The sequence below is a fragment of the Streptomyces sp. DT2A-34 genome (assembly GCF_030499515.1).
In the GTDB taxonomy this organism is placed as follows: Bacteria; Actinomycetota; Actinomycetes; order Streptomycetales; family Streptomycetaceae; genus Streptomyces.
Genome location: NZ_JASTWJ010000001.1, coordinates 2,698,703 through 2,720,131, shown reverse-complemented (window position 1 = coordinate 2,720,131; position 21,429 = coordinate 2,698,703). Strand labels below are relative to the sequence as shown.

The window sequence follows — 21,429 nt, the reverse complement described above, 5'->3', positions numbered from 1 at the left end:
AAGGCGACTTTCGGCCACCGCAACACCCGCGCAGTACCCCCGATCAGCCCCGATCGGGGGTACTGCCATGTCTGCACCCGAACGGCCCTGCGCCGCGTGAGTGCCGTGCTCAACTTCCCACGTTACGAAGGGTGTTGCCGGGGTACGCGAGTGTTGTATCCGTGGCTTTCGCAAGTGCTCGGAAGGCCATTCGAGGCCGGAGTTGCACCCCTGGCAGGCGACAACTCGCCCCAGATGGCACAATCTGTGCATGGAACACGACGGCCAACTCGAGCTCTATGCGGCAGTCGCGGACCAACTGAAGGAAGCGCATGCAAGGGTGCGCGCACTGCAAGTCCCGGAGGGCGTACGGATGGCGCTGACCCGGAAGCTGCTGGTCATTACGGCCGCGGCCAAGCACGACGTCGCCGAAGCGACAAGGCGTCTGGAGTGGTTCATCGCGGACCTCGACGCGGGGCGATTCCCCGAAGAGGAACGCTGAACACCTTCGAGATCGCCGAGTCCGTTGCGGCACAAGGGTGATTAGCCCGTTTCGTGTTTGATTTGCGGTATATATCTGCCTAACGTGCGAAAAAGCTTGAACACTTTCGTTCTGGCGATGTCTCCGAAGGGGAAGACGTGAACAAGGCGCAGCTCGTAGAAGCGATTGCCGACAAGATGGGCGGCCGCCAGCAGGCCGCCGATGCTGTCGACCACGTACTGGACGCGATCGTCCGCGCGGTCGTCGCGGGTGAGCGGGTCTCGGTCACCGGCTTCGGATCGTTCGAGAAGGTCGACCGCCCGGCTCGTTACGCCCGTAACCCTCAGACGGGCGAGCGGGTTCGGGTCAAGAAGACGTCCGTTCCGCGCTTCCGTGCGGGTCAGGGCTTCAAGGACCTGGTGAGCGGCTCGAAGAAGCTCCCGCGGGGCGGCGAGGTCGCGGTCAAGAAGGCGCCCAAGGGCAGCCTGACCGGTGGTGCCGCGGCGACGGTCAAGAAGGCCGCCGCGAAGAAGACCACCAAGGCGGCCGCCGCGAAGAAGACGACGGCGAAGAAGACGACGGCCAAGAAGACCACGGCCACGGCGAAGAAGACCACCGCGAAGAAGGCGCCGGCGAAGAAGACCACGGCGACCGCCAAGACCACCGCGGCGAAGAAGACCACGGCCAAGAAGGCGACCGCCAAGAAGGCCCCGGCGAAGAAGGCGACCGCCAAGAAGGCGCCCGCCAAGAAGTCGACGGCTCGCAAGACCACCGCCAAGAAGGCCACCGCCCGCAAGAGGTAGAACCGCAGGGGCACTCACGCGCAGGGCCGGACTCCGTGGGGAGTCCGGCCCGCGGCGTGTTCAGCCGCTGTTCACAGGGTTTGCAGGGTGACCAGCGTGATGCGCAGGGACTCGCCTGCGCCCTCCGTCTCGATGCGGACCCGCTGCCCGGGGCGCAGCAGCCGTAGGCCGCCCGCGTCGAAAGCCGGGGCGTCGAAGGGGACGGGGGTGCCGTCGTCCAGCAGCACGCTGCCGGAGCGGGATTCGGCGTCGTAGGTGTATGCGGTGGCCTGCATGACGGCCAGCGTATGCGTTCCGCCGGGAGGCCGCGATGGGTGGCCGTCACTGTTCCTTGATCAGTAGTTGTGCCGCTGCCACAGCTGTGCGTGGGCCTACCCCCAGGGCCAGTGCCGCGCGCAGGTCGGCGCCGGTGTCCACGTCCTGGCGTACGGAATCCACGTCGGCGAGGGGGAGTTCCATCGCCCCCGACGCGCGATGGCGGGCCCGGGAACCCATGCCGAATGCCGGAAGTAATTCCTGGCCCGGAGCGGCGGCCAGCAGTGTTGTGCCGATTGCGGCTGCATCCGGGAGAAATGCGCGTGGGAATTCCGCGGCCGAGTCCAGGACCCGGGCCAATTCCAGGGGGCGCAGGGCGGGGAGATCGGCGTTGAGGGCCGCCACGGCGCTTTCGGGGCGGGACGAGCGTATGACTGCCGCCCCGTGCGCCAGAGCCGCGTTCAGGCCGTCGCCGGGCTCGTCCGGGACGATATGGGCGCCAAGTGCGCCCAGCTCGCGGCCGGCCAGGGCGTCGTCCGTGACGACTGCCACATCCTTCACCGCCGGGCAGGCCAGCGCCGCCGCGACGGTGTCCTGGGCGAAGGCGAGGGCCAGGCCCGGGCGCAGTCCGTCGCTCGCGGTGTCCGAGAGCCTGCTCTTCGCCCGCGCCAGGGGCTTCAGGGGTATGACCAAGGTCCACTGCACGAGCGTTTCGTCCCTCTCTAGTAGCGGCCATTGTCACTCAGCGGTCACCAGGGGCATCCGGCGGTTGCGGCAAGGGGAGGGGTGCGAAGCTCCTTGGAGGGGTGGGGGTCGGAGACGGGCGGGCGTACGGTGTTCTCGACAGACCGGCGGCCTGGGGCGACACTTGTGCGGCCCTCCGGCCCGATGTCCTTGATCCCTAGAGGAAGGTGTCCGTGTGCCCCGCCGCAGAATCGGCTTCTGGTACCGCTTCGCCGCGGTGCTCTGCAAACCGCCGCTGGTGGTTCTGATCAAGCGGGACTGGCGCGGAATGGAGCACATTCCGGCCGAGGGTGGATTTATCACCGCGGTGAACCACAATTCGCACATCGATCCCTTCACGTACGGGCACTTTCAGTACAACACCGGCCGGGTTCCGCGATTCCTGGCGAAGAGCGGGCTTTTCAAGAAGGGGTTCGTCGCCGCCGCGATGCGCGGCACCGGGCAGATTCCCGTCTACCGGGAGACCACGGACGCGCTGAGCGCTTTCCGTGCCGCGATCGACGCCGTGGAGCGCGGCGAGTGTGTCGCGTTCTACCCCGAGGGCACCATCACCCGCGACCCCGACCAGTGGCCCATGACCGGCAAGACCGGTGCCGCACGCGTCGCCCTGCAGACCAAGTGCCCGGTGATCCCGGTCGCGCAGTGGGGGGCCAACGAACTGCTGCCGCCCTACGCCAAGAAGCTCAACGTCCTTCCGCGCAAGACCCACCGGGTCCTCGCGGGCCCGCCCGTGGATCTCGCCCGCTTCTACGACAAGGAGATGACCCCGGAGTTGCTGAAGGAGGCGACCGAGGTCATCATGGCCGCCATCACCCGCCAGCTGGAGGAGATCCGCGGCGAGAAGGCGCCCGAGACGCCGTACGATCCGCGCCAGGAGCGCATCGAGCAGCGGCGCAGGACCGCCGCGCAGAACCGGCGGACGCAGCCGAAGGCCGAACAGGAAAAGGCCGGGCAGGAAGAGGGGCAGGGCACGTGAGCAAGCCTGTCAAGGCGGCGGTTCTGAGTGCCGGTTCGTGGGGTACCGCCTTCGGCATCGTCCTCGCCGACGCGGGGTGCGAGGTCACCCTGTGGGCCCGTCGCGCCGAGGTCGCCGAGGCCATCAACTCGAGCCGCACGAACCCCGACTACTTCCCCGGCGTCGAGCTCCCGCAAGGCATGCGGGCGACCACGGACCCCGCCGAGGCCATGGCCGACGCCGACTTCACGGTGCTGTCCGTCCCCTCCCAGACGCTGCGCGCCAACCTCGCCGAGTGGACCCCGATGCTGGCGCCGGGCACCGTGCTCGTGTCCCTGATGAAGGGCGTCGAACTCGGCACCACCATGCGGATGAGCGAGGTCATCGAGGACGTGGCCAAGGTCGGCCATGACCGCATCGCCGTGGTCACCGGACCCAACCTCGCGCGCGAGATCGCCGCGCGGATGCCGGCCGCGGCGGTGGTCGCCTGCACCGACGAGGCCGTCGCCCAGCGCCTCCAGGCCGCCTGCCACACGCCGTACTTCAGGCCGTACACCGAGACCGACGTGGTGGGCTGTGAGCTGGGCGGTGCCGTGAAGAACGTCATCGGGCTCGCCGTCGGCATCGCGGACGGCATGGGGCTCGGTGACAACGCCAAGGGCTCGCTCATCACGCGGGGCCTCGCCGAGACCGCGCGGCTGGGGGTCGCGCTGGGCGCCGACCCGCTGACGTTCTCCGGCCTCGCGGGCCTGGGCGACCTGGTGGCGACCTGCTCCTCGCCGCTGTCCCGCAACCACACCTTCGGCACCAACCTCGGCAAGGGCATGACCCTGCAGGAGACCATCGCGGTCACCAAGCAGACCGCCGAGGGCGTCAAGTCCTGTGAGTCCGTGCTGGATCTGGCCCGTCGGCACGGCGTAGACATGCCGATCACGGAGACGGTCGTCGGCATCGTGCACGAGGGCAAGCCTCCGGTGGTCGCGCTCAAGGAGCTGATGTCGCGCAGCGCGAAGCCCGAGCGACGCTGAGCGAACGCCGCTCCCTTGACACCGGCACGCCCTCCGACTCACTCGCGGCCCGGACGCTGACTCGGCCCCTACGGCCGGGTACGCTCATCGCGATATGAGCACCGAGAACCTCCCCCAGAGCCCTGACCAGCCGCCTCGCAAGCCGCGCGTGGCCGTCGTGTTCGGCGGTCGCAGCTCCGAGCACGGGATCTCCATGGTCACCGCCGGCGCCGTACTGCGTGCGATCGACCGGACGAAGTACGACGTCCTGCCGATCGGTATCACGCGGGAAGGCCGCTGGGTGCTCACCGCGGACGAACCGGAACGGATGGCGATCACCGATCGCCGTACGCCCGAGGTCGAGGATCTCACCGACTCCGGCGAGGGCGGCGTGGTGCTCCCCGTCGACCCCGCGAACCGCGAAGTCGTCTACAGCGAGCCCGGGTCGGTGCCCAAGGCGCTGGGCGAGATCGACGTCGTCTTCCCGGTGCTCCACGGCCCCTACGGCGAGGACGGCACCCTGCAGGGCCTGCTGGAGCTTTCCGGGGTGCCGTACGTGGGTTCCGGCGTGCTCGCCTCGGCCGTCGGTCAGGACAAGGAGTACATGAAGCGGGTGTTCACCTCGTTCGGGCTCAAGGTGGGCCCGTACGTGGTGATCCGGCCGCGCGAGTGGGAGCAGGACGAGTCCGCCGCCCGCAAGAAGATCATCGACCTCGCCGGCGACCACGGCTGGCCGCTCTTCGTGAAGCCCGCGCGCGCGGGTTCGTCGATCGGTATCACCAAGGTCGACGACCTGTCCGGCCTGGACGAGGCGATCGCCGAGGCCCGGCGGCACGACCCGAAGATCCTCGTCGAGGCGGCGCTGCGCGGCCGTGAGATCGAGTGCGGGGTGCTGGAGTTCGAGGACGGCCCGCGCGCCTCCGTACCGGCCGAGATCCCGCCGCCGGACGCGCACGCGTACTACGACTTCGAGGCCAAGTACATCGACTCGACGCCGGGGATCGTGCCGGCGCCCCTGACGGCGGAGGAGACGGCGGAGGTCCAGCGCCTGGCGGTGGACGCCTTCGAGGCGGCCTCGTGCGAGGGCCTGGTACGCGCGGACTTCTTCCTCACCGAGGACGGGGAGTTCGTGATCAACGAGATCAACACGATGCCCGGTTTCACGCCGATCTCGATGTATCCGCAGATGTGGCAGGCGAGCGGGATCAGCTACCCGGACCTCGTGGACAAGCTGCTCCAGGCGGCGTTGCGGCGGTCCACCGGGCTCAGGTGACGGTCGTCGTGTTCAGTTGGCGATCCCCGTGGGGATCGCCTTCTTGACGGCCGCCGCCAGGTCGATCAGCACACTCGAACTGTCCCGGCCCTTTTCCACGGTGACCTCGACATAGGCGCGGCGCAACGCGGACGTGAACCGGTAGCCCCCGTCGTCCTGCTTCTCCATCAGCCACCTGACGCCGTTCACGCCGCCGGCCACCGCGTCCGGATCCCGGCCTTCCGCCACCTTGGGATCGAGCATCTTGGGCGGCCTCGCGACACCGCACCGCAGTATGATCGCCGAGTCCCCCACCCGGCGGTCAGCGCGGACGCGGGCGAGGGGTCCGTACGGCTCTCACCGTCCACCTTGGCCGGCAGTACCTTGTCCAGGTTCTGGCACAACTTCGTGGTCTTCGCGTCGGCGCTGGGAACCGCCGCCGACGCGCTGCCGTCTGCTGATGAGCAGCCCGCCGCGGTGATCAGCAGGACGAGCGCGGGCAGCCCGAGGACGGAAATGCGCCGGGGACGGAAAGAGTTCACCGGCCAAGGGTAGACGGGGGCTACAGATGTACGACCGGGCAGGTCAGGGTGCGGGTGATGCCGTCCACTTGCTGGACCTTCGCGACCACCATGCGACCCAGGTCGTCGACTGTGTCGGCCTGGGCGCGCACGATGACGTCGTACGGTCCTGTCACGTCCTCGGCCTGGATGACTCCAGGGATCTTGCTGATCGTCTCGGCGACGGTCGACGCCTTGCCGACCTCCGTCTGGATCAGGATGTACGCCTGTACCACGGAACCTCCAGGGCGGCCACGAGGATCATGTGGGGAAAAGGAACGCCACGGTATCGCGTCGCCGCTCGCCGCGGGGAGACCCACGGGAACCGGGGCTTGCGCGCCGGGGTTCCGGCACGACAGAAGTTGACGTACACCTCGACCGTAGCGAGGACAGTAGTGACGCGCGACCGGGTGCGGACAGGGACAGAAGGGGCGTAAGGGCAATGAAGGGCACTGTTGGTGAGCTCGGCGAGTTCGGGCTCATCAGGGAGCTCACCTCCCGTCTCACCACCACCCCGGCGGTCCGGGTCGGTCCCGGCGACGACGCCGCGGTGGTGGCCGCGCCCGACCGCAGGGTGGTCGCCAGCACCGACATCCTGCTGGAGGGGCGGCACTTCCGCCGCGACTGGTCCACGGCCTACGACGTCGGCCGCAAGGCCGCCGCGCAGAACCTCGCGGACATCGCCGCCATGGGCGCCGTACCGACGGCGCTGCTGCTCGGCCTGGTCGTGCCGGCCGAACTCCCGGTGACCTGGCCGAGCGAGCTGATGGACGGCCTGCGCGACGAGTGCCAGGTCGCGGGCGCGTCGGTGGTCGGCGGGGACGTCGTACGGGGCGACACGATCATGGTGTCGATCACCGCGCTCGGCGATCTGCGCAACCAGGAGCCCGTGACGCGGGCGGGCGCCCAGCCCGGCGACCTCGTCGCGGTGACCGGCTGGCTGGGCTGGTCCGCCGCCGGATACGCCGTGCTCGCCCGCGGTTTCCGTTCGCCGCGGGCCTTCGTGGAGGCGCACCGGCGCCCCGAGCCGCCGTACCACGCGGGTCCGGCGGCGGCCGGGCTCGGCGCGACCGCCATGTGCGACGTCAGCGACGGGCTGATCGCCGACCTCGGGCACATCGCCGAGGCCAGCAAGGTCCGCATCGACATCCGCTCGGGCGCGATCGACATCCCGTCCCAGATGAACGACATCGGGCAGGCCGTCGGCGTCGACCCCATGCAATGGGTGCTGACCGGGGGAGAGGACCACGCGATCGTGGCGACCTTCCCGCCGGACGTGAAGCTCCCGGCCCGCTGGAAGGTCATCGGCGAGGTCCTCAATCCCTCGGCGCTGCCGCAGGTGACGGTGGACGGGGCGCCGTGGACCAGCAAGGGCGGCTGGGACCACTTCGGCGGGGACATCGAGTCATGATCCCGGGCGTCCTTACGGTGGCGGGCTCCGACTCCGGTGGGGGCGCGGGCATCCAGGCCGACCTGAAGACGATGCTCGCGCTCGGCGTGCACGGCATGAGTGTCCTTACGGCGGTCACCGCACAGAACTCCCTGGGCGTGCAGGGGGCCTGGGAGCTTCCGGTGGAGGCGGTGCGGGCGCAGTACCGCAGTGTCGTCGACGACATCGGCGTGCAGGCTGTCAAGACGGGGATGCTCGCGTCGGCCGGACTCGTCGAGGTGGTGGCCGAGTTGATCGGGGGACGGACGCGCCCGCCGTGGTCGACCCGGTCGGCGTCTCCAAGCACGGGGACTCGCTGCTGGCGGCCTCCGCGCTCGACTCGGTGCGCACCAAGCTGCTGCCGGTGGCGACCGTCGCGACGCCGAACCTCGACGAGGTGGCCCAACTCACCGGCGTCCACGTGGAGTCGGAGGACGACCTGCGGCGAGCCGCGGCGGCCGTGCTCGCCTACGGGCCCCGTTGGGTCGTGGTGAAGGGCGGCCATCTCGCGGGCGACGCCGTGGACCTGCTCACCGACGGCACCGAGGAGCACTGGCTGCGCGCCCCGCGCCACGACAACCGGCACACGCACGGCACGGGCTGCACCCTCGCCTCCGCGATCGCGGCGCAGCTGGCGAAGGGCCAGTCCGTGCCGGAGGCGGTGGCGGCGGCCAAGGAGTACGTCACCGGGGCGATCGCGGCCGGGTTCGCGCTGGGCGGGGGGATCGGGCCCGTGGATCACGGCTGGGCCCTCACTCGCCGGGGTAATCCGGCAGCTTGACGTCCGGTCGCGGCCTGCCGGGCCTCGATCTCCGTGTGCGGGGCCAGGGCAGCAAAAAGCCGGCCCACCGTGAGGTGGACCGGCTCAGTGCAGCGAACCAGCAGTGGCCGCGCGCTTAGCTGTGCGTCAGCGCGAGACCTTGCCGGCCTTGATGCACGAGGTGCAAGCGTTCACGCGCTTCGGCGTCCCGCCCACCACGGTACGGACGCGCTGGATGTTCGGGTTCCAGCGACGGGACGTACGGCGGTGCGAGTGCGAGATGTTGTTGCCGAAGCCCGGCCCCTTGCCGCAGACGTCGCAGTTGGCAGCCACGGGTCACTCCAAAGACTTCAGATGCACTTACGGTTGGATCCCGGCGGGCCGGGATCGAGATCGTAGGATCAGAGATCTGAGTGGCGCTGCCAGGAGGATGGCCCGATGGGATCGGGCAACCGGAGCAGCATACAACGACTGCGCCAGTGCAACGAAACTACCATGGCTGCTCAGGGGCCCGCTCCCGGCCCTCTTCCGCCGTACACCGGCCCTGGGTCTACGCTGCGTGCCACGTCCAGCAGCTCAAGGAGGCGCAGGTGGCGCACGTGCCGCAGACATTCTTCGATGCTCTCGCGGTGCGCACCTGGTGCGGTCTCGCGTTGGAGTCGCTGGGTCGCGCGCGTGAGGAGATCGACGCGATCAACGTCTATCCCGTGGCCGACGGTGACACCGGGACGAACCTGTATCTGACCGTGGAGTCGGCCGTGGCCGCGGTCGAGGCGGTGTTCGCCGGGCACGAGGTGGAGTCCGCGCGGACCGGTAGCCCCTCACTCGCCGACACCGTGCGCGCGATGGCGCACGGGGCGCTGATCGGGGCCCGGGGGAACTCCGGGACGATCCTCGCGCAGCTGCTGCGTGGCATGGCGCAGGTGCTCGCCGCGGACGGTGAGACGGCTCACACCGACGGGTCGGCCCTGCGGCTGGCCCTGCGGCGCGCCGCCGACTCCGCGCGCGAGGCCGTGGCCCATCCCGTCGAGGGCACGGTCCTCTCGGTCGCCTCGGCCGCCGCCGACGCGGCCACCGGGGCGGAGGGCGACTGCGGGACGGTCGCGCGGGCGGCCTACGAGGGGGCACGTGCCGCCCTCGCCGCGACGCCCAGCCAGTTGGCCGTCCTGGAGCGTGCCGGGGTCGTCGACGCGGGCGGGCGGGGGCTGGTGGCGGTGCTCGCGGCGCTGGTGGAGACGTTCACCGGGGAGGCGCCGCGGGAGGTCTACCGGGGGCTCCTTGGGGACGGCGGGTTCGGTGGCACGCACGCACACGTGGGGAGCGCAGAGGGCGGTGCCGCGCGCACGCGGGAGGAAAGCGCGGACGGTGGCGCCCCGCACGCGCGCGTGGAGCCCGGCGAGGTCGGGGTGCCGCTCACGGACTTGGCGGCGGGCGCGTTTCCTGGGACTGACTTGGCGCCGGGTGCCTTTCCGGGGGGCGACGACCATCTCCTCGTGTCCCCTGTGCCGGGAAGAGCGGCGGGGGAAGCGGTGGTCCCGGCACACGCGCGCGGTGGCTCCGCAGCCCCGGGCGGCCTCGACGACTGTGCCGACGGTCCGGCCGACCACGGCGGAGGAGGCGGCCCCGCCTTCGAGGTGATCTACCTCCTGGAGGCCGATGACGTGGCCGTCGCGCGACTGCGGGCCCGGCTCGACGCCCTCGGGGACTCCCTCGTCGTGGTCGGCGGCGACGGGCTGTGGAACGTCCATGTGCACGTCGACGACGCGGGTGCCGCCGTGGAGGCGGGCGTCGAGGCGGGGCGGCCGTACCGGATCCGGATCACTCACTTCGGGCTCGGCGACGTCCACACCACCGGCGGCGAGCGGCCGCTGCGGGAGCGGGTTCAGCGCGCCGTGGTGGCCGTCGTGCCGGGCGAGGGACTGGCCGGGCTGTACACCGAGGCCGGCGCGACCGCCGTGCTCGCGCGCCCCGGGGAGCCGCCCGCCAGCGGAGAGCTCGTCGACGCCGTTCGGCGGGCCCACGCGCGCGAGGTCGTGCTGCTGCCCAACGACCCCGAGCTGCGCCACACCGCGGCCGCCGCGGCCGAGCAGGCCCGCGCGGAGGGCATCCGCGTGGCGCTGATCCCGACCCGCTCCGCGGTCCAGGGCATCGCGGCGCTCGCCGTGCACGAGCCGGAGCGCCGCTTCGACGAGGACGTCGTGTCGATGACCTCGGCGGCCGGCGCGACCCGGTACGGCGAGGTCGTCGTCGCGGAGCGCCAGTCCTGGACCATGGCCGGCATCTGCCAGGCCGGCGACGTCCTCGGCCTCATCGACGGCGACGTGGCCGTGATCGGCTCGGACGTGACGGCCACCGCGGAGACCGTCCTCGACCGCATGATCGCGGCCGGCGGCGAACTCGTCACGATCGTCCTCGGCGACGAGGCGCCGGAGGCGATCGCCGAGCACCTCGAAGCACGCGTGCGTGAGTCGTATCTCGCCGTCGACACGGTGGTGTACCGGGGCGGACGGCAAGGGGCGCTGCTGCTCATCGGCGTGGAATAGCGCTCCCCGGAGCCCTGTCGCGCGAGAGCCCGGAACCGGCCCCTCCCCGCGCCGCTACTCCGTGCCCTGCTCCTCCACTACCTGCAGCATCTGCTGGGCCTCGGCCCGTCGCTCCTGTGCCGCCTCGTCGCCCTCGTCGGAGCCCGCGTACGCCGTCAGCACCGCACGCGCGCGTGCGGCGGCCCGGGCCGGGCGGCTCAGGTCGGCCTCCAGCCAGCCCGCGGCGAGTTCGGCGCCGGTGCGGCTGTGCAGGGCGTCATCGCCGAGGGAGGCGAACACCGCGGCGGCCCGCGTCACCTGGGACAGGGCCTCCTCCAGCGCGGCCCGGATCGACTCGTCCTCGGCGTCCTCCGTGGCGGAACGGGCGAGCAGGTCGCCGAACTGCCGATGGGTGTGGCCGAGTTCGGCGGTGAGCCGCTGCCGCGCCTCCGCGTCGTCCGCGGCGTCCAGCGCCGCCACGCACTCGCCGACCGCGCTCGCCATCAACTCGGACGCCGTGCCGACCCCGCCGGCCGCGTCTTCGCCCGCCACGTCCCCCACCCGCAGCGCCAGCCACGCGCGGGCGCGCAGGGAGCGGACGAGGCCGTGCACGTTGCCGAGGGAGCGCCACAGCGCGCCCGCGCGTGCGTACGCCTCGTCCGCCTCGGCGTGCAGGCCCGCGTGGCCGAGGGATTCGGCGGCGAGGTGGGCGAGCGTGGCGTGGTCGTGCTGCTCGGGCCAGTGCCGGGCGATCTCGGCGGCCTGCAACCGGCGTTCGGCCGCCGCGCGGTGTTCGCCGAGTTCGCTCAGGCAGTCGCCGAGCCACCACTGCGTCTGGACGACCGCGCCGTCGCCGTGCGTCTCGGCGGTCAGGTCGGGCAGCGCCGACTCCAGCACCTCGGCGGCCTCGGCCCACCGTCCCTGCCGCAGCAGGAACCCGCCGAGCTGTTGCCGCGCCCAGGCGCCCAGCGTGCGGCTCTCGCCCGCCTCGTCGGCCCAGTGCGCCGCCTCCAGGGCGCGTTCGGCGGCCTCCTCCGTCATCCCACGCCCGCCGAGCACCTCGGCCAGCTGGAGGTTCAGCTGGGCCCGCCCGGTCGCCTCGAGGTGCGGCCCGCCGTGCTCCAGGGCCGCCCGCAGCGCCCGCTCGGCTTCCGCCGTATCGCCGAGATGGTGCGCGAGACCGGCCAGCCGGGCCTCGTACTCCACCGCGAACCACGGCAGCCCCGCCCCGACGAACGCCTCCGAGGCCCGCGCGAACAGCTCCGCGGCCCCTTCCACGTCCCCGGTGAGCGCCGCCAGCTCCGCGAGCATCGCCTGCGCCTCCGCGGCCCGCGAGACGAGGCGTACGTCGTCCCCGGCCCGCCCGTCGACGAGCGCGAGCACCTCCCGCGCGGCGGTCTCGGCGTCGGCCAGGACGGCACCCTGCACCGCGTCCTCCGCCTCGTGCACCTGCCGCATCAGAATCCGCGCCCGGCTCATCAGTACGGCCGCCGTCTGACGTACCTCCGTGCCGTCCTCGGCGTACAGGGCGAGAATCCGGTCGTACAGGCCGGCGATCGTGGTGAGGGCCTGCGGCACCTCGCCCGAGAGAGCGCGTACGTACGCTCCACGCGCGCGTGCCGCCAGGGCCTCCCCGGGGTCGCCCGCCTCCGCGTACAGCCCGGCGGCCTCCTCGAACAGGGCGATGCCCTCGGGGCCCAGGTCCATCGCCTGGTGATCGGCGATCTCCGCGCGGTCGCGGGCGGCCAGCTCGACGCCCTCGGCGGCCCGCGCGACGGCCGCCCAGGCCTCGACGGCGTTCGGCTGCAGGGTGTCCGACAGGCGCCGTGCCTCGGCGAGCAGCGCGATCAGGTCGGGCTGCGTGTCCGGGTTCCCCGGCGCGTTCGCCGCGGCCGGGCCGGGCAACGCCACCGCCGTAGGCCGAGCCGGCGTACGCACCCCCAACGGCAGCCGCTCCACCAGTGGCCGCTGGCCCATACGCGCGCGTGCCCGCTCGCTGATGTGCGCCGTGCCGTTGCGCTCGTCGAAGCGGGCCGCCAGCGCGAGGGCCTCCCCGCGCGCGTGGGTGGCGAGTTCGCGGGCGGTCCAGGTACGGCCCGCCGGACCGGGCACCCGCTGATCACCGAGCCCGAGTTCGGTCAGGCGGTCCATGAGCAGGGCCACCACCGCCATGAACTCCAGCTTGCTGCGCGGATGCCCGTCGTCGGTGAAGTACGCGGGCCGCTCGGCGAGCAGCTCCAGGCCGCGCGCCTCGTTGCCGGTCAGCGCACAGAACTCCACGTGGTCCGCGTAGGCCCCACGCATGCTCTCCATGGCCCGTACGAGCCTGAAGCCCCGCAGATGGTTGGCGCGGGCCTCGTCGACGCGTCCCAGGCGCAGCAGCGGCGCCAGGGAGGACGCGAGGACCGTGTGCGGCTCATGGGCGCAGGTGAACTCGCCCTCCAGGACCGGCCCCCACAGCTGCAGCCCCTCCGCGTGCCGGCCCCGTTCCGCCTGCCACCACCCCTGCCCGTGCAGCTCGCACGCGTGGCAGTCGGCCATGCTGTCCCGGTCGGCGGCCAGCCAGGCGGCGTACGCCCGCTCGGCCCGCGCCACGTCCCCGACATGCGCGGCCACGCTGAACTCGGCGCTGCGCACGGCCCGTTCGGAGTGCCCGGCGAGCCGGTAGCGGTGCTCCATCTCGCCGAGCCACTTCTCGATCGAGGCGAGCGGGATGTGCGGCTGGTCGAGCATGCCGGACGACATCCACTTGAAGACCCAGTGCAGTGAGTGCGTCTCGTACGCGTCGAAGTCCTCGGGCCGCTCGTCCCACATGCGCAGCAGACGCGCGAAGGGGACGAACATCTTGTCCTTCTCGGAGCTGTAGTTGTAGACCTTCAGCTGGTGTCCGAGCGCCTCGATCACGGCGAGCGGGACGTTCAGCTTCTCGGCCTCGGCGAGCAGCTGCTCCGCGCGCGCGTTGCGGGCGGGACCCTCCGGCTCCTCGCCGTTCTCCGCCATCGCCCGGCGCAGTGAGTCGAAGTCCGTGATCCCGCTCATCGGCGGCCCTCCTCGCCGTTCGTGGCCCATTCCAGCAGGCCGATGAAGGCCCGGTTCAGCAGCGCCGAGTCCGCGGGCCTGAGCGGTCGCTGCGCCATCAGCAGCGCCTGCCCGTAGAGGGACTCGGTGGCGGTGCCGATCAGCTCCGGATCGCCCAGGGAACTGATCTTCCGGATGAGCGGGTTGAGGTGGTTGAGCACGAGACGCGCGCGTGGCGTGCTGCCGCGCAGCGAGCCGAGGATGCCCGCCCACAGGTCGTCGGCCTGCTCCTCCGCCTCCGCGCGCGCCTGCTCGTGCCGGGCTTCCCGGTCGTCGAGGTGCAGCGCGGGCACGGACAGCGGATGGAAGGCGCGCAGGACGACGTCACAGCCCAGGGGGTCGAGCTTGGCCCGCGCGGCGGCCAGGAAGCCCGCCAGGGCCAGCTCCTCGGCCGGGTCGACCGAGTCCAGATGGGCGGTCACGGTGTCCGCGTCCAGCTCGGCGACGACCGTCCCCGGCCGCACCGACGGCAGCGCCTCGACCAGCTCGCTGTCGTACGTGTAACCGCCATTGATCACCCCGACGCCCTGCGCGGACGCGATCGGCGCGACCTGCCGGTACTCCTCGACGGTCCGCGTGAAGTGCACCACCGGGTGCCGCTGCGCGAACTCCTCCAGGGACAGCCGCCCGTCGGTCGTCTCGAAGGGCAGCCACGGCAGCATCGTGCGCAGCATCTCCTTGTCGTGCCGCGCGAGGGACTTCACGCCCAGGTGGTGCACGGCCAGGAAGGCCGCCAGCCGTTCCGGATCACCGGCCGCAAGGCCGGTCAGCCAGGACCGAATCCTTTCGCCGAGCGCCTCCCGTACGGCCGCCAGCGTCTCGTCCTCGTACAGCGACTCCCGCGAGGCCGTGGGCCGCAGACTGTCCGTGTCGAGCACGCACCGCACGAAGAACGCCCAGTCCGGCAGCAGCTGTTCGGCCCGCTCGGTCAGCAGCATGCCCTTGAGGTGGACGCGATGGCCGGCCCGCTGGGCGGGGCTGACCGCCGAGGGAAGGACGTAAGCCACGCCACGCATCCCCGCGAGCGGCACGTCCAGGTCGATCGAGTCCAGCGGCGTGAAGCCGAACAGGTCGTGACAGTGCCGGGCCAGGGCAACCCTGCGGTTGGCGGGGGAGGGGTACGGCCGGTCCCAGGGCGCGGGCAGATCGGTGACCGCCTCGCCGCCGACCCGGACGTCGTACGGCAGCAGCGAGCCGAAGTCCCGCGCCAGCGCCAGCACCCGGTCCTCGGCCAGCCACTCGGCGGCTCCGGCGCGCGCCACCAGGTGCACGGTGGTCCCCGGTTCGGCGCGGGCGTCGTCAGGCAGCGTCCGCACGGTGTACGACCCGTCGTCCGTGGCCGTCCACTCCACGGGCGCCGCGTCCGGCGTACGGGCGCTGCGGCTGACGACGCGGATCCGCTCGGCGACCACGAAACAGGCCAGCAGACCGATGCCGAACTGCCCCAGGAACTCGGACCGGGCCTCCTGCAGCCCTTCGGCACGCTTGGAGCTGCGTCCGATGGTCGCGAGGAGGCTGTGCACGTCCGCCTCGGTGAGCCCGACCCCGGAGTCCTCGACCCGCAGGGCGCCCGACTCGGCGTACAGCCGGACCACGGCGGGCGCGCCCGGCTCCTCGGCGCGTCTGGCGGTGATGGCGTCGACCGCGTTCTGCAGCAGCTCGCGCAGGTAGACCTTGGGACTGGAGTAGAGGTGATGGGAGAGCAGGTCCACCAGACCGCGCAGGTCGACCTGGAACGTATGAGGTGACTGGGGCGGTTGAGGGGCCTGGGATGACTGTGAGGTCTGGGAGTCCATCGTCACGGCGCCGTTGGGGGGACTTGGCGACGGCGCGGGGTCGGGCGGTCCCGGTGAGGCGGTGACCGCGGAAAGGATGGCCGGAGCGCGCCATCCTAGAGCCGGAACGAGCCGCCTGACCAGGGGTTTCCGGGACGTTTACCAACACGGCCGCCACGACCGCTACGGCATTGTCAGTGCCGTGGTGTGGAATGGATCTCGTGCCCGCACTGGAAGAACCACTGAAGAAAGTGCTCGGCCCTCCCACCGCGAAGGTGATGGCCGAGCATCTCGGCCTGCACACCGTCGGCGACCTCCTGCACCACTACCCCCGCAGATACGAGGAGCGCGGCCAGCTCACCCACCTCGCCGACCTCCCCATGGACGAGCACGTCACGGTGGTCGCGATGGTCGCCGACGCCCGCCTGCACACCTTCGCCTCCAGCAGGGCCCCCCGCGGCAAGGGCCAGCGCCTCGAAGTCACGATCACGGACGGCAGCGGCCGCCTCCAACTGGTCTTCTTCGGCAACGGCGTTCACAAGCCCCACAAGGAGCTCCTGCCGGGCACACGCGCGATGTTCGCGGGCAAGGTCTCCGTCTTCAACCGCCGCCTCCAACTGGCGCATCCGGCATACGAGTTGCTGCGCGGCGCCGACGACGAGGCAGCGGAGACGGTCGAGACCTGGGCCGGCGCCCTGATCCCCATCTACCCAGCCACCGCCAAACTGGAGTCCTGGAAGATCGGCAAGGCGATCCAGACGGTCCTGCCCAGCGCCCAGGAGGCCGTAGACCCCCTCCCGGACTCCCTCCGCGAGGGCCGCGGCCTGGTCTCCCTCCCCGAGGCTCTCCTGAAGATCCACCGCCCGCACACCAAGGCGGACATCGAGGACGCCCGCTCCCGCCTCAAGTGGGACGAGGCCTTCGTCCTCCAGGTCGCCCTGGCCCGCCGCCGTCACGCCGACGCCCAACTCCCGGCGGTGGCCCGCAAACCCAAGCCGGACGGCCTCCTGGCGGCCTTCGACGACCGCCTCCCCTTCACCCTCACCGAGGGCCAGAAGAAGGTCTCCAAAGAGATCTTCGACGACCTCGCCACCGAACACCCGATGCACCGGCTGCTCCAGGGCGAGGTCGGATCGGGCAAGGCGCAACCCCTCGACTCGCTCGTGCTCACACCCTCCGGTTTCCGTCGGATGGGTGACATGAGTGTGGGTGACGAAGTCGTCGTGCCGAATGGGGAGCTCGCGCTGATCGACGGCGTCTTCCCACAAGGAGAACGCGATGTGTGGCGTTTGGTCCTCTCCGACGGAAGTTCCGTGGAGTGCGACGACGAACACCTCTGGATCGTCGGCACGAGTGGTGGGTGGCAGCGGGGCCAGGCTCCCAAGATCATGACGACGCGGGAGATCCGTCTCGACACGTTGAAGGCAGACGGGTCCTCGAAGTGGTACCTCCCAGCGGCAGCACCGGTCGATCTCGGCGGCGACTCGGGGCTGCCGCTGGACCCCTACCTGTTCGGCCTTCTCCTCGGGAGCGGCTCATTGCGTCACGATCTCCGTCTGTCCACGATCGACGACGAGATTCGCGATGCCGTGGCGGCCGCCGTGGCGCCGGAATGCCGTCTGGTGCCTGTAAAGGGTTCCCGCTGCGACTACACGATCCAGCTTTCCCAGCCTGCCGGCAGTGTCCGCAACCCCGTGATCCGGACTCTGCGGGACCTGAACCTGTGCGGCGAGACGTCGCCTGGCAAATTCGTTCCCGACGCTTTCAAGAACACGTCGGCCAAGAACCGTCTCGCTCTGTTGCAAGGGCTCCTGGACACCGACGGCACGATCCATGCGGACGGTATGAGCCTGTCGCTCTGCACGGCCTCGCGCAGGCTTGCGGACGATGTCGCCTGGCTCGTGCGCTCGCTGGGCGGCCGTGCGCGCGTCCTGCCGAAACGAGATGCGTTCAACGTGTCGGTTGCCTTGCCCGACGAGTACGTGCCGTTCCGACTGCCCCGCAAGGTCGAACGCGTCCGGCCCCGGCCGAAGGACGACACCTTCCGGCGGGGAATCCGCGCGGTCGAGTACGTGGGGCGAAAGCCGGCCCAGTGCATCAGCGTGGCTCACCCGAGCCACGCATACATCACCGACAACTTCACGGTGACCCACAACACCATGGTGGCCCTCCGAGCCATGCTCGCCGTCGTCGACGCCGGCGGCCAGGCCGCGATGCTCGCGCCCACAGAAGTGCTCGCCCAGCAGCACCACCGCTCCATCGTCGAGATGATGGGCGAGCTGGCCGAGGGCGGGATGCTGGGCGGGGCCGAGCAGGCCACGAAGGTGGTCCTGCTGACCGGGTCCATGGGCGCGGCCGCCCGCCGCCAGGCCCTGCTCGACCTGGTCACCGCGGAGGCCGGGATCGTGATCGGCACACACGCGCTGATCGAGGACAAGGTGCAGTTCCACGACCTCGGCCTGGTCGTGGTCGACGAACAGCACCGCTTCGGCGTCGAGCAGCGCGACGCCCTGCGCGGCAAGGGAAAGCAGCCCCCGCATCTGCTCGTCATGACCGCGACCCCCATCCCACGCACCGTCGCCATGACCGTCTTCGGCGACCTGGAGACCTCGGTCCTCGACCAGCTCCCGGCCGGCCGCTCCCCGATCGCCAGCCATGCCGTCCCGGCCGCCGACAAGCCCCACTTCCTGGCCCGCGCCTGGGAGCGGGTGCGGGAGGAGGTGGAGAACGGCCACCAGGCGTACGTCGTCTGCCCCCGCATCGGCGACGAGGAGGACGACCCGAAGAAGGCCGGCAAGAAGAAGTCCCCCGAGGACGAGGCGGAGAAGCGCCCGCCGCTCGCGGTCCTCGACGTGGCGGACCAGCTCTCCAAGGGGCCTCTCCAAGGCCTCAAGGTCGAGGTCCTGCACGGCAGGATGCACCCCGACGACAAGGACGCCGTCATGCGCCGCTTCGCCGCCGGCGAGACGGACGTCCTGGTCGCCACGACGGTCATCGAGGTCGGCGTGAACGTCCCCAACGCCACGGCGATGGTGATCATGGACGCCGACCGCTTCGGCGTCTCCCAGCTCCACCAGCTGCGCGGCCGAGTGGGCCGAGGCTCCGCCCCCGGCCTCTGCCTCCTGGTCACCGAGATGCCGGAGGCCAGCGCGGCCCGCCAGCGCCTCAACGCCGTCGCGTCCACCCTCGACGGCTTCGAACTCTCCCGCATCGACCTGGAACAACGCCGCGAGGGCGACGTCCTGGGCCAGGCTCAGTCGGGAGCGCGGTCCAGTCTGAGGGTCCTGGCGGTCATCGAGGACGAGGAGATCATCGCGGAGGCACGGGAGGAGGCGGCGGCGCTGGTGGCCGCCGATCCGGAGCTGACGGGACTTCCCGGCCTACGGACGGCCCTGGAGGCTCTCTTGGACGAGGAGAGGGAGCAGTACTTGGAGAAGGGGTGAGCTGGAGCGCCCTTATAGGGGCGCGGGGCTGTAATCCATATGCGGCTACCGCCGCGCGGGCGCGACCAGCCACACTGAGACCTAAAGCCGTCCACAACCAAGGACCAAAGATGACCCGCGTGATCGCCGGCGCAGCCGGCGGACGTCGTCTGGCCGTGCCCCCCGGCACGGGAACACGCCCCACCTCCGACCGCGCACGCGAGGGCCTCTTCTCCACCTGGCAGTCCCTCCTCGGCGGCCCTCTGGAGGGCGAACGAGTCCTCGACCTCTACGCGGGCTCGGGCGCGGTCGGCCTCGAAGCCCTGTCCCGCGGCGCGAGCCACACCCTCCTCGTCGAGGCCGACGCCCGAGCCGCACGCGTCATCCGCGAGAACGTCAGGAATCTCGGCCTCCCCGGCGCCGAGGTGAGGTCGGGCAAAGCCGAGCAGATCATCCAGACCCCGGCGCCGACCGAGCCGTACGACCTCGTCTTCCTGGACCCGCCGTACAGAGTCACAGATCACGATCTTCGCGAGATTCTCCTCACACTCCGCTCGGGGGGCTGGCTCACCCCGGACGCTCTCGTCACCGTGGAGCGCAGCACCAGAGGCGGCGAATTCAGATGGCCGGACGGCTTCGAAGCGCTCCGGGCCCGTCGCTACGGCGAGGGAACGTTTTGGTACGGTCGCGCCGCCTCTACGTGCGAAGACGCACGATGACCGGACCGGAGAGCGAGGGATCACAAGTGCGCCGCGCCGTCTGTCCCGGGTCGTTCGACCCCATCACCAACGGACACCTCGACATCATTTCCCGCGCCTCCAGGCTGTACGACGAGGTCTACGTCGCAGTCATGATCAACAAGGCCAAGAAGGGCCTGTTCGAGGTCGACGAACGGCTCGACCTGATCCGCCAGGTCACGGCCGAGTACGGCAACGTCCGGATCGAGGCCTTCCACGGCCTCCTCGTCGACTTCTGCAAGCAGCGCGACATCCCCGCCATCGTCAAGGGCCTGCGCGCGGTCAGCGACTTCGACTACGAGCTGCAGATGGCCCAGATGAACAACGGCCTGTCCGGCGTCGAGACGCTGTTCGTGCCGACCAACCCCACCTACAGCTTCCTCTCCTCCTCACTCGTCAAGGAAGTCGCCACCTGGGGCGGAGACGTCTCCCACCTGGTGCCCCCGGTGGTCCTCGAAGCCCTGAACAAGCGCCTGCGCAGGGACTGATGGGGCTACAGTCGTCCCGTCCGTCTCCATCACAGCTGTAGAGAGTGGCGAGCACACGGTGGACGTACAGAAGAAGCTCGACGAGATCGTCGCGGCCGTCTCGGGTGCCCGGTCGATGCCCATGTCGGCCTCGTGCGTGGTCAACCGAGCCGAACTGCTCTCGATGCTCGAAGAGGTCCGCGAGGCCCTGCCCGGCTCCCTCGCCCAGGCCCAGGAGCTGATCGGCGACCGCGAGCAGATGGTCGAGCAGGCCCGTCAGGAGGCCGAGCGGATCATCCACTCCGCGCACGCCGAGCGCGGCTCGCTGATCTCCGACACCGAGGTCGCCCGCCGCTCCCAGGCCGAGGCCGACCGCATTCTCGCCGAGGCCCGCAAGGAGGCCGAGGACATCCGCGCCGAGGCCGACGACTACGTCGACTCCAAGCTCGCCAATTTCGAGGTCGTCCTCACCAAGACCCTCGGCTCCGTCGGGCGCGGCCGCGAGAAGCTCCTCGGCACCGGCCCCGGCATCGACGAACAGGGCTACGAGGACGAGGACGCCCCCGAGCGCAGCCACGACCCGGAGACTCTGCGCCGCACCGCCGACGAGTACGTCGACGTCAAGCTCGGCGCCTTCGAGGCGGTCCTGGCCAAGACCCTGGAGGCCGTCGGCCGCGGCCGCCAGAAGCTGCACGGCCGTATCGCCACCGACGACCTCGGCGCCCTCGCCGATGACACCAGCACCGTCCAGCACTCCAGCGACGCCGACTACCTCGCCGACCTCGTCGCCCTCGCGGAGCAGGACGCCCCGGCAGCCGCCGCCGAGCAGCCCGCACGGCAACAGCAGCAGTACGACCAGCAGGCGGCCGTGCAGCCGGCGTACGGCTACCAGCAGCAGAACGCGGATCCGTACGGCGGCTACCAGCAGGGCTACGGCGGCCAGCAGGACCCGTACGGCTACCAGCAGGCCGACCCCTACGCCTACCAGGGCTACGCCCCCCAACAGGCCGCCTACGACCCGAACCAGGCCCAGCAGCAGCCCGCGCAGCAGACCTCGCAGGGCAACGACGGCTACGCCCTCGACGAGACCAGCCTCTTCGACACCAGCATGATCAGCGCGGAGCAGCTGCGGGCCTACGAGCAGGGGCGCGGCCAGTAAGGGGCCACCGGATTGGGCCGTGAGGGAAAGGTCCAGTATCCTGG

Annotated in this window: 17 protein-coding genes and 2 pseudogenes; 12 read left to right on the top strand and 7 right to left on the bottom strand. The window is 71.0% G+C overall.

Going from position 1 to position 21,429, the window contains the following annotated elements; translation table 11 throughout:
- Positions 1-250 precede the first annotated feature (250 nt).
- Complete coding sequence (locus tag QQM39_RS11755) at positions 251-481, top strand: hypothetical protein (RefSeq protein WP_301996641.1); 231 nt, start codon at positions 251-253, stop codon at positions 479-481.
- A 137-nt stretch (positions 482-618) separates the two neighbouring features.
- Positions 619-1,263, top strand: coding sequence for an HU family DNA-binding protein (locus tag QQM39_RS11750; protein ID WP_301996640.1), 645 nt, complete (start codon positions 619-621; stop codon positions 1,261-1,263).
- Positions 1,264-1,334: 71 nt separating this feature from the next.
- Here QQM39_RS11750 and QQM39_RS11745 read toward each other — a convergent pair whose 3' ends face one another.
- Positions 1,335-1,538 (bottom strand): hypothetical protein, encoded by a 204-nt coding sequence (locus QQM39_RS11745; protein ID WP_301996638.1) that lies wholly within the window; start codon positions 1,536-1,538, stop codon positions 1,335-1,337.
- Between the two features lie 46 nt (positions 1,539-1,584).
- A complete protein-coding gene (gene cofC, locus QQM39_RS11740) occupies positions 1,585-2,223 on the bottom strand; it encodes a 2-phospho-L-lactate guanylyltransferase (protein ID WP_301996637.1) in 639 nt (212 codons plus the stop codon).
- 214 nt (positions 2,224-2,437) lie between these two features.
- Between cofC and QQM39_RS11735 the strand changes: the two genes are divergently transcribed.
- The 3 genes from QQM39_RS11735 to QQM39_RS11725 all read left to right on the top strand — a co-directional run bounded on the left by QQM39_RS11735 (position 2,438) and on the right by QQM39_RS11725 (position 5,497).
- A complete protein-coding gene (locus QQM39_RS11735; protein ID WP_301996636.1) occupies positions 2,438-3,238 on the top strand; it encodes a 1-acyl-sn-glycerol-3-phosphate acyltransferase in 801 nt (266 codons plus the stop codon).
- Positions 3,235-4,245 (top strand): NAD(P)H-dependent glycerol-3-phosphate dehydrogenase, encoded by a 1,011-nt coding sequence (locus QQM39_RS11730; RefSeq protein WP_301996635.1) that lies wholly within the window; start codon positions 3,235-3,237, stop codon positions 4,243-4,245. Before QQM39_RS11735 ends, QQM39_RS11730 begins: the two co-directional genes overlap by 4 nt.
- Positions 4,246-4,339: 94 nt before the next feature.
- A complete protein-coding gene (locus QQM39_RS11725) occupies positions 4,340-5,497 on the top strand; it encodes a D-alanine--D-alanine ligase family protein (RefSeq protein ID WP_301996634.1) in 1,158 nt (385 codons plus the stop codon).
- Positions 5,498-5,509: 12 nt separating this feature from the next.
- Here QQM39_RS11725 and QQM39_RS11720 read toward each other — a convergent pair.
- Together QQM39_RS11720 and QQM39_RS11715 are read right to left on the bottom strand one after the other, a co-directional pair.
- A pseudogene (locus QQM39_RS11720) lies at positions 5,510-6,018 on the bottom strand (DUF3515 domain-containing protein).
- 20 nt (positions 6,019-6,038) lie between these two features.
- Entirely contained in the window at positions 6,039-6,272 is a 234-nt protein-coding gene (locus QQM39_RS11715) for an Lrp/AsnC family transcriptional regulator (RefSeq protein WP_003997603.1), read from the bottom strand.
- Between the two features lie 206 nt (positions 6,273-6,478).
- Between QQM39_RS11715 and QQM39_RS11710 the strand changes: the two genes are divergently transcribed.
- Both QQM39_RS11710 and thiD read left to right on the top strand, forming a co-directional pair.
- Positions 6,479-7,447, top strand: a complete 969-nt coding sequence (locus tag QQM39_RS11710) for a thiamine-phosphate kinase (RefSeq protein ID WP_062709090.1) — start codon at positions 6,479-6,481, stop codon at positions 7,445-7,447.
- A pseudogene (gene thiD, locus QQM39_RS11705) lies at positions 7,444-8,246 on the top strand (bifunctional hydroxymethylpyrimidine kinase/phosphomethylpyrimidine kinase). The gene QQM39_RS11710 and the pseudogene thiD overlap by 4 nt, the downstream one beginning before the upstream one ends.
- Positions 8,247-8,372: 126 nt before the next feature.
- Here the strand turns inward: thiD and rpmB are convergent.
- Entirely contained in the window at positions 8,373-8,558 is a 186-nt protein-coding gene (rpmB, locus tag QQM39_RS11700; protein WP_003993230.1) for a 50S ribosomal protein L28, read from the bottom strand.
- Positions 8,559-8,815: 257 nt separating this feature from the next.
- On the opposite strand from rpmB, the gene QQM39_RS11695 reads away from it, so the two are divergent.
- Positions 8,816-10,768: a DAK2 domain-containing protein gene (locus QQM39_RS11695; protein ID WP_301996633.1), complete on the top strand. Its 1,953-nt coding sequence runs from the start codon at positions 8,816-8,818 to the stop codon at positions 10,766-10,768.
- 54 nt (positions 10,769-10,822) lie between these two features.
- On the opposite strand, the gene QQM39_RS11690 is transcribed toward QQM39_RS11695, so the two are convergent.
- Entirely contained in the window at positions 10,823-13,786 is a 2,964-nt protein-coding gene (locus QQM39_RS11690) for a tetratricopeptide repeat protein (RefSeq protein WP_301996632.1), read from the bottom strand.
- Positions 13,783-15,621, bottom strand: coding sequence for an HSP90 family protein (locus QQM39_RS11685; protein WP_301996631.1), 1,839 nt, complete (start codon positions 15,619-15,621; stop codon positions 13,783-13,785). Before QQM39_RS11685 ends, QQM39_RS11690 begins: the two co-directional genes overlap by 4 nt.
- Positions 15,622-15,812: 191 nt before the next feature.
- Between QQM39_RS11685 and QQM39_RS11680 the strand changes: the two genes are divergently transcribed.
- Genes QQM39_RS11680 through QQM39_RS11665 form a run of 4 tightly spaced genes read left to right on the top strand, consistent with a single transcriptional unit; the run spans position 15,813 to position 21,385 of the window.
- Positions 15,813-19,043: a helicase-related protein gene (locus QQM39_RS11680; RefSeq protein WP_301996630.1), complete on the top strand. Its 3,231-nt coding sequence runs from the start codon at positions 15,813-15,815 to the stop codon at positions 19,041-19,043.
- The gene (gene rsmD / locus QQM39_RS11675; RefSeq protein WP_301996629.1) at positions 19,040-19,741 is read left to right on the top strand and encodes a 16S rRNA (guanine(966)-N(2))-methyltransferase RsmD; all 702 of its coding nucleotides are present in this window, start codon (positions 19,040-19,042) and stop codon (positions 19,739-19,741) included. Before QQM39_RS11680 ends, rsmD begins: the two co-directional genes overlap by 4 nt.
- A 26-nt stretch (positions 19,742-19,767) precedes the next feature.
- Entirely contained in the window at positions 19,768-20,247 is a 480-nt protein-coding gene (gene coaD, locus QQM39_RS11670; protein ID WP_301996628.1) for a pantetheine-phosphate adenylyltransferase, read from the top strand.
- Positions 20,248-20,305: 58 nt separating this feature from the next.
- On the top strand, positions 20,306-21,385 hold the full coding sequence (locus QQM39_RS11665) for an ATP synthase F0 subunit B (protein ID WP_301996627.1): 1,080 nt from the start codon (positions 20,306-20,308) through the stop codon (positions 21,383-21,385).
- Positions 21,386-21,429: the final 44 nt, after the last annotated feature.

Bases quoted from the DNA above. Each gene is read 5' to 3' on its own strand.
- QQM39_RS11755 (WP_301996641.1), top strand. From the start codon at position 251: ATGGAACACGACGGCCAACTCGAGCTCTATGCGGCAGTCGCGGACCAA.
- QQM39_RS11745 (WP_301996638.1), bottom strand. From the start codon at position 1,538: ATGCAGGCCACCGCATACACCTACGACGCCGAATCCCGCTCCGGCAGC.
- QQM39_RS11725 (WP_301996634.1), top strand. From the start codon at position 4,340: ATGAGCACCGAGAACCTCCCCCAGAGCCCTGACCAGCCGCCTCGCAAG.
- QQM39_RS11710 (WP_062709090.1), top strand. From the start codon at position 6,479: ATGAAGGGCACTGTTGGTGAGCTCGGCGAGTTCGGGCTCATCAGGGAG.
- QQM39_RS11690 (WP_301996632.1), bottom strand. From the start codon at position 13,786: ATGAGCGGGATCACGGACTTCGACTCACTGCGCCGGGCGATGGCGGAG.
- QQM39_RS11685 (WP_301996631.1), bottom strand. From the start codon at position 15,621: ATGGACTCCCAGACCTCACAGTCATCCCAGGCCCCTCAACCGCCCCAG.
- QQM39_RS11680 (WP_301996630.1), top strand. From the start codon at position 15,813: ATGGATCTCGTGCCCGCACTGGAAGAACCACTGAAGAAAGTGCTCGGC.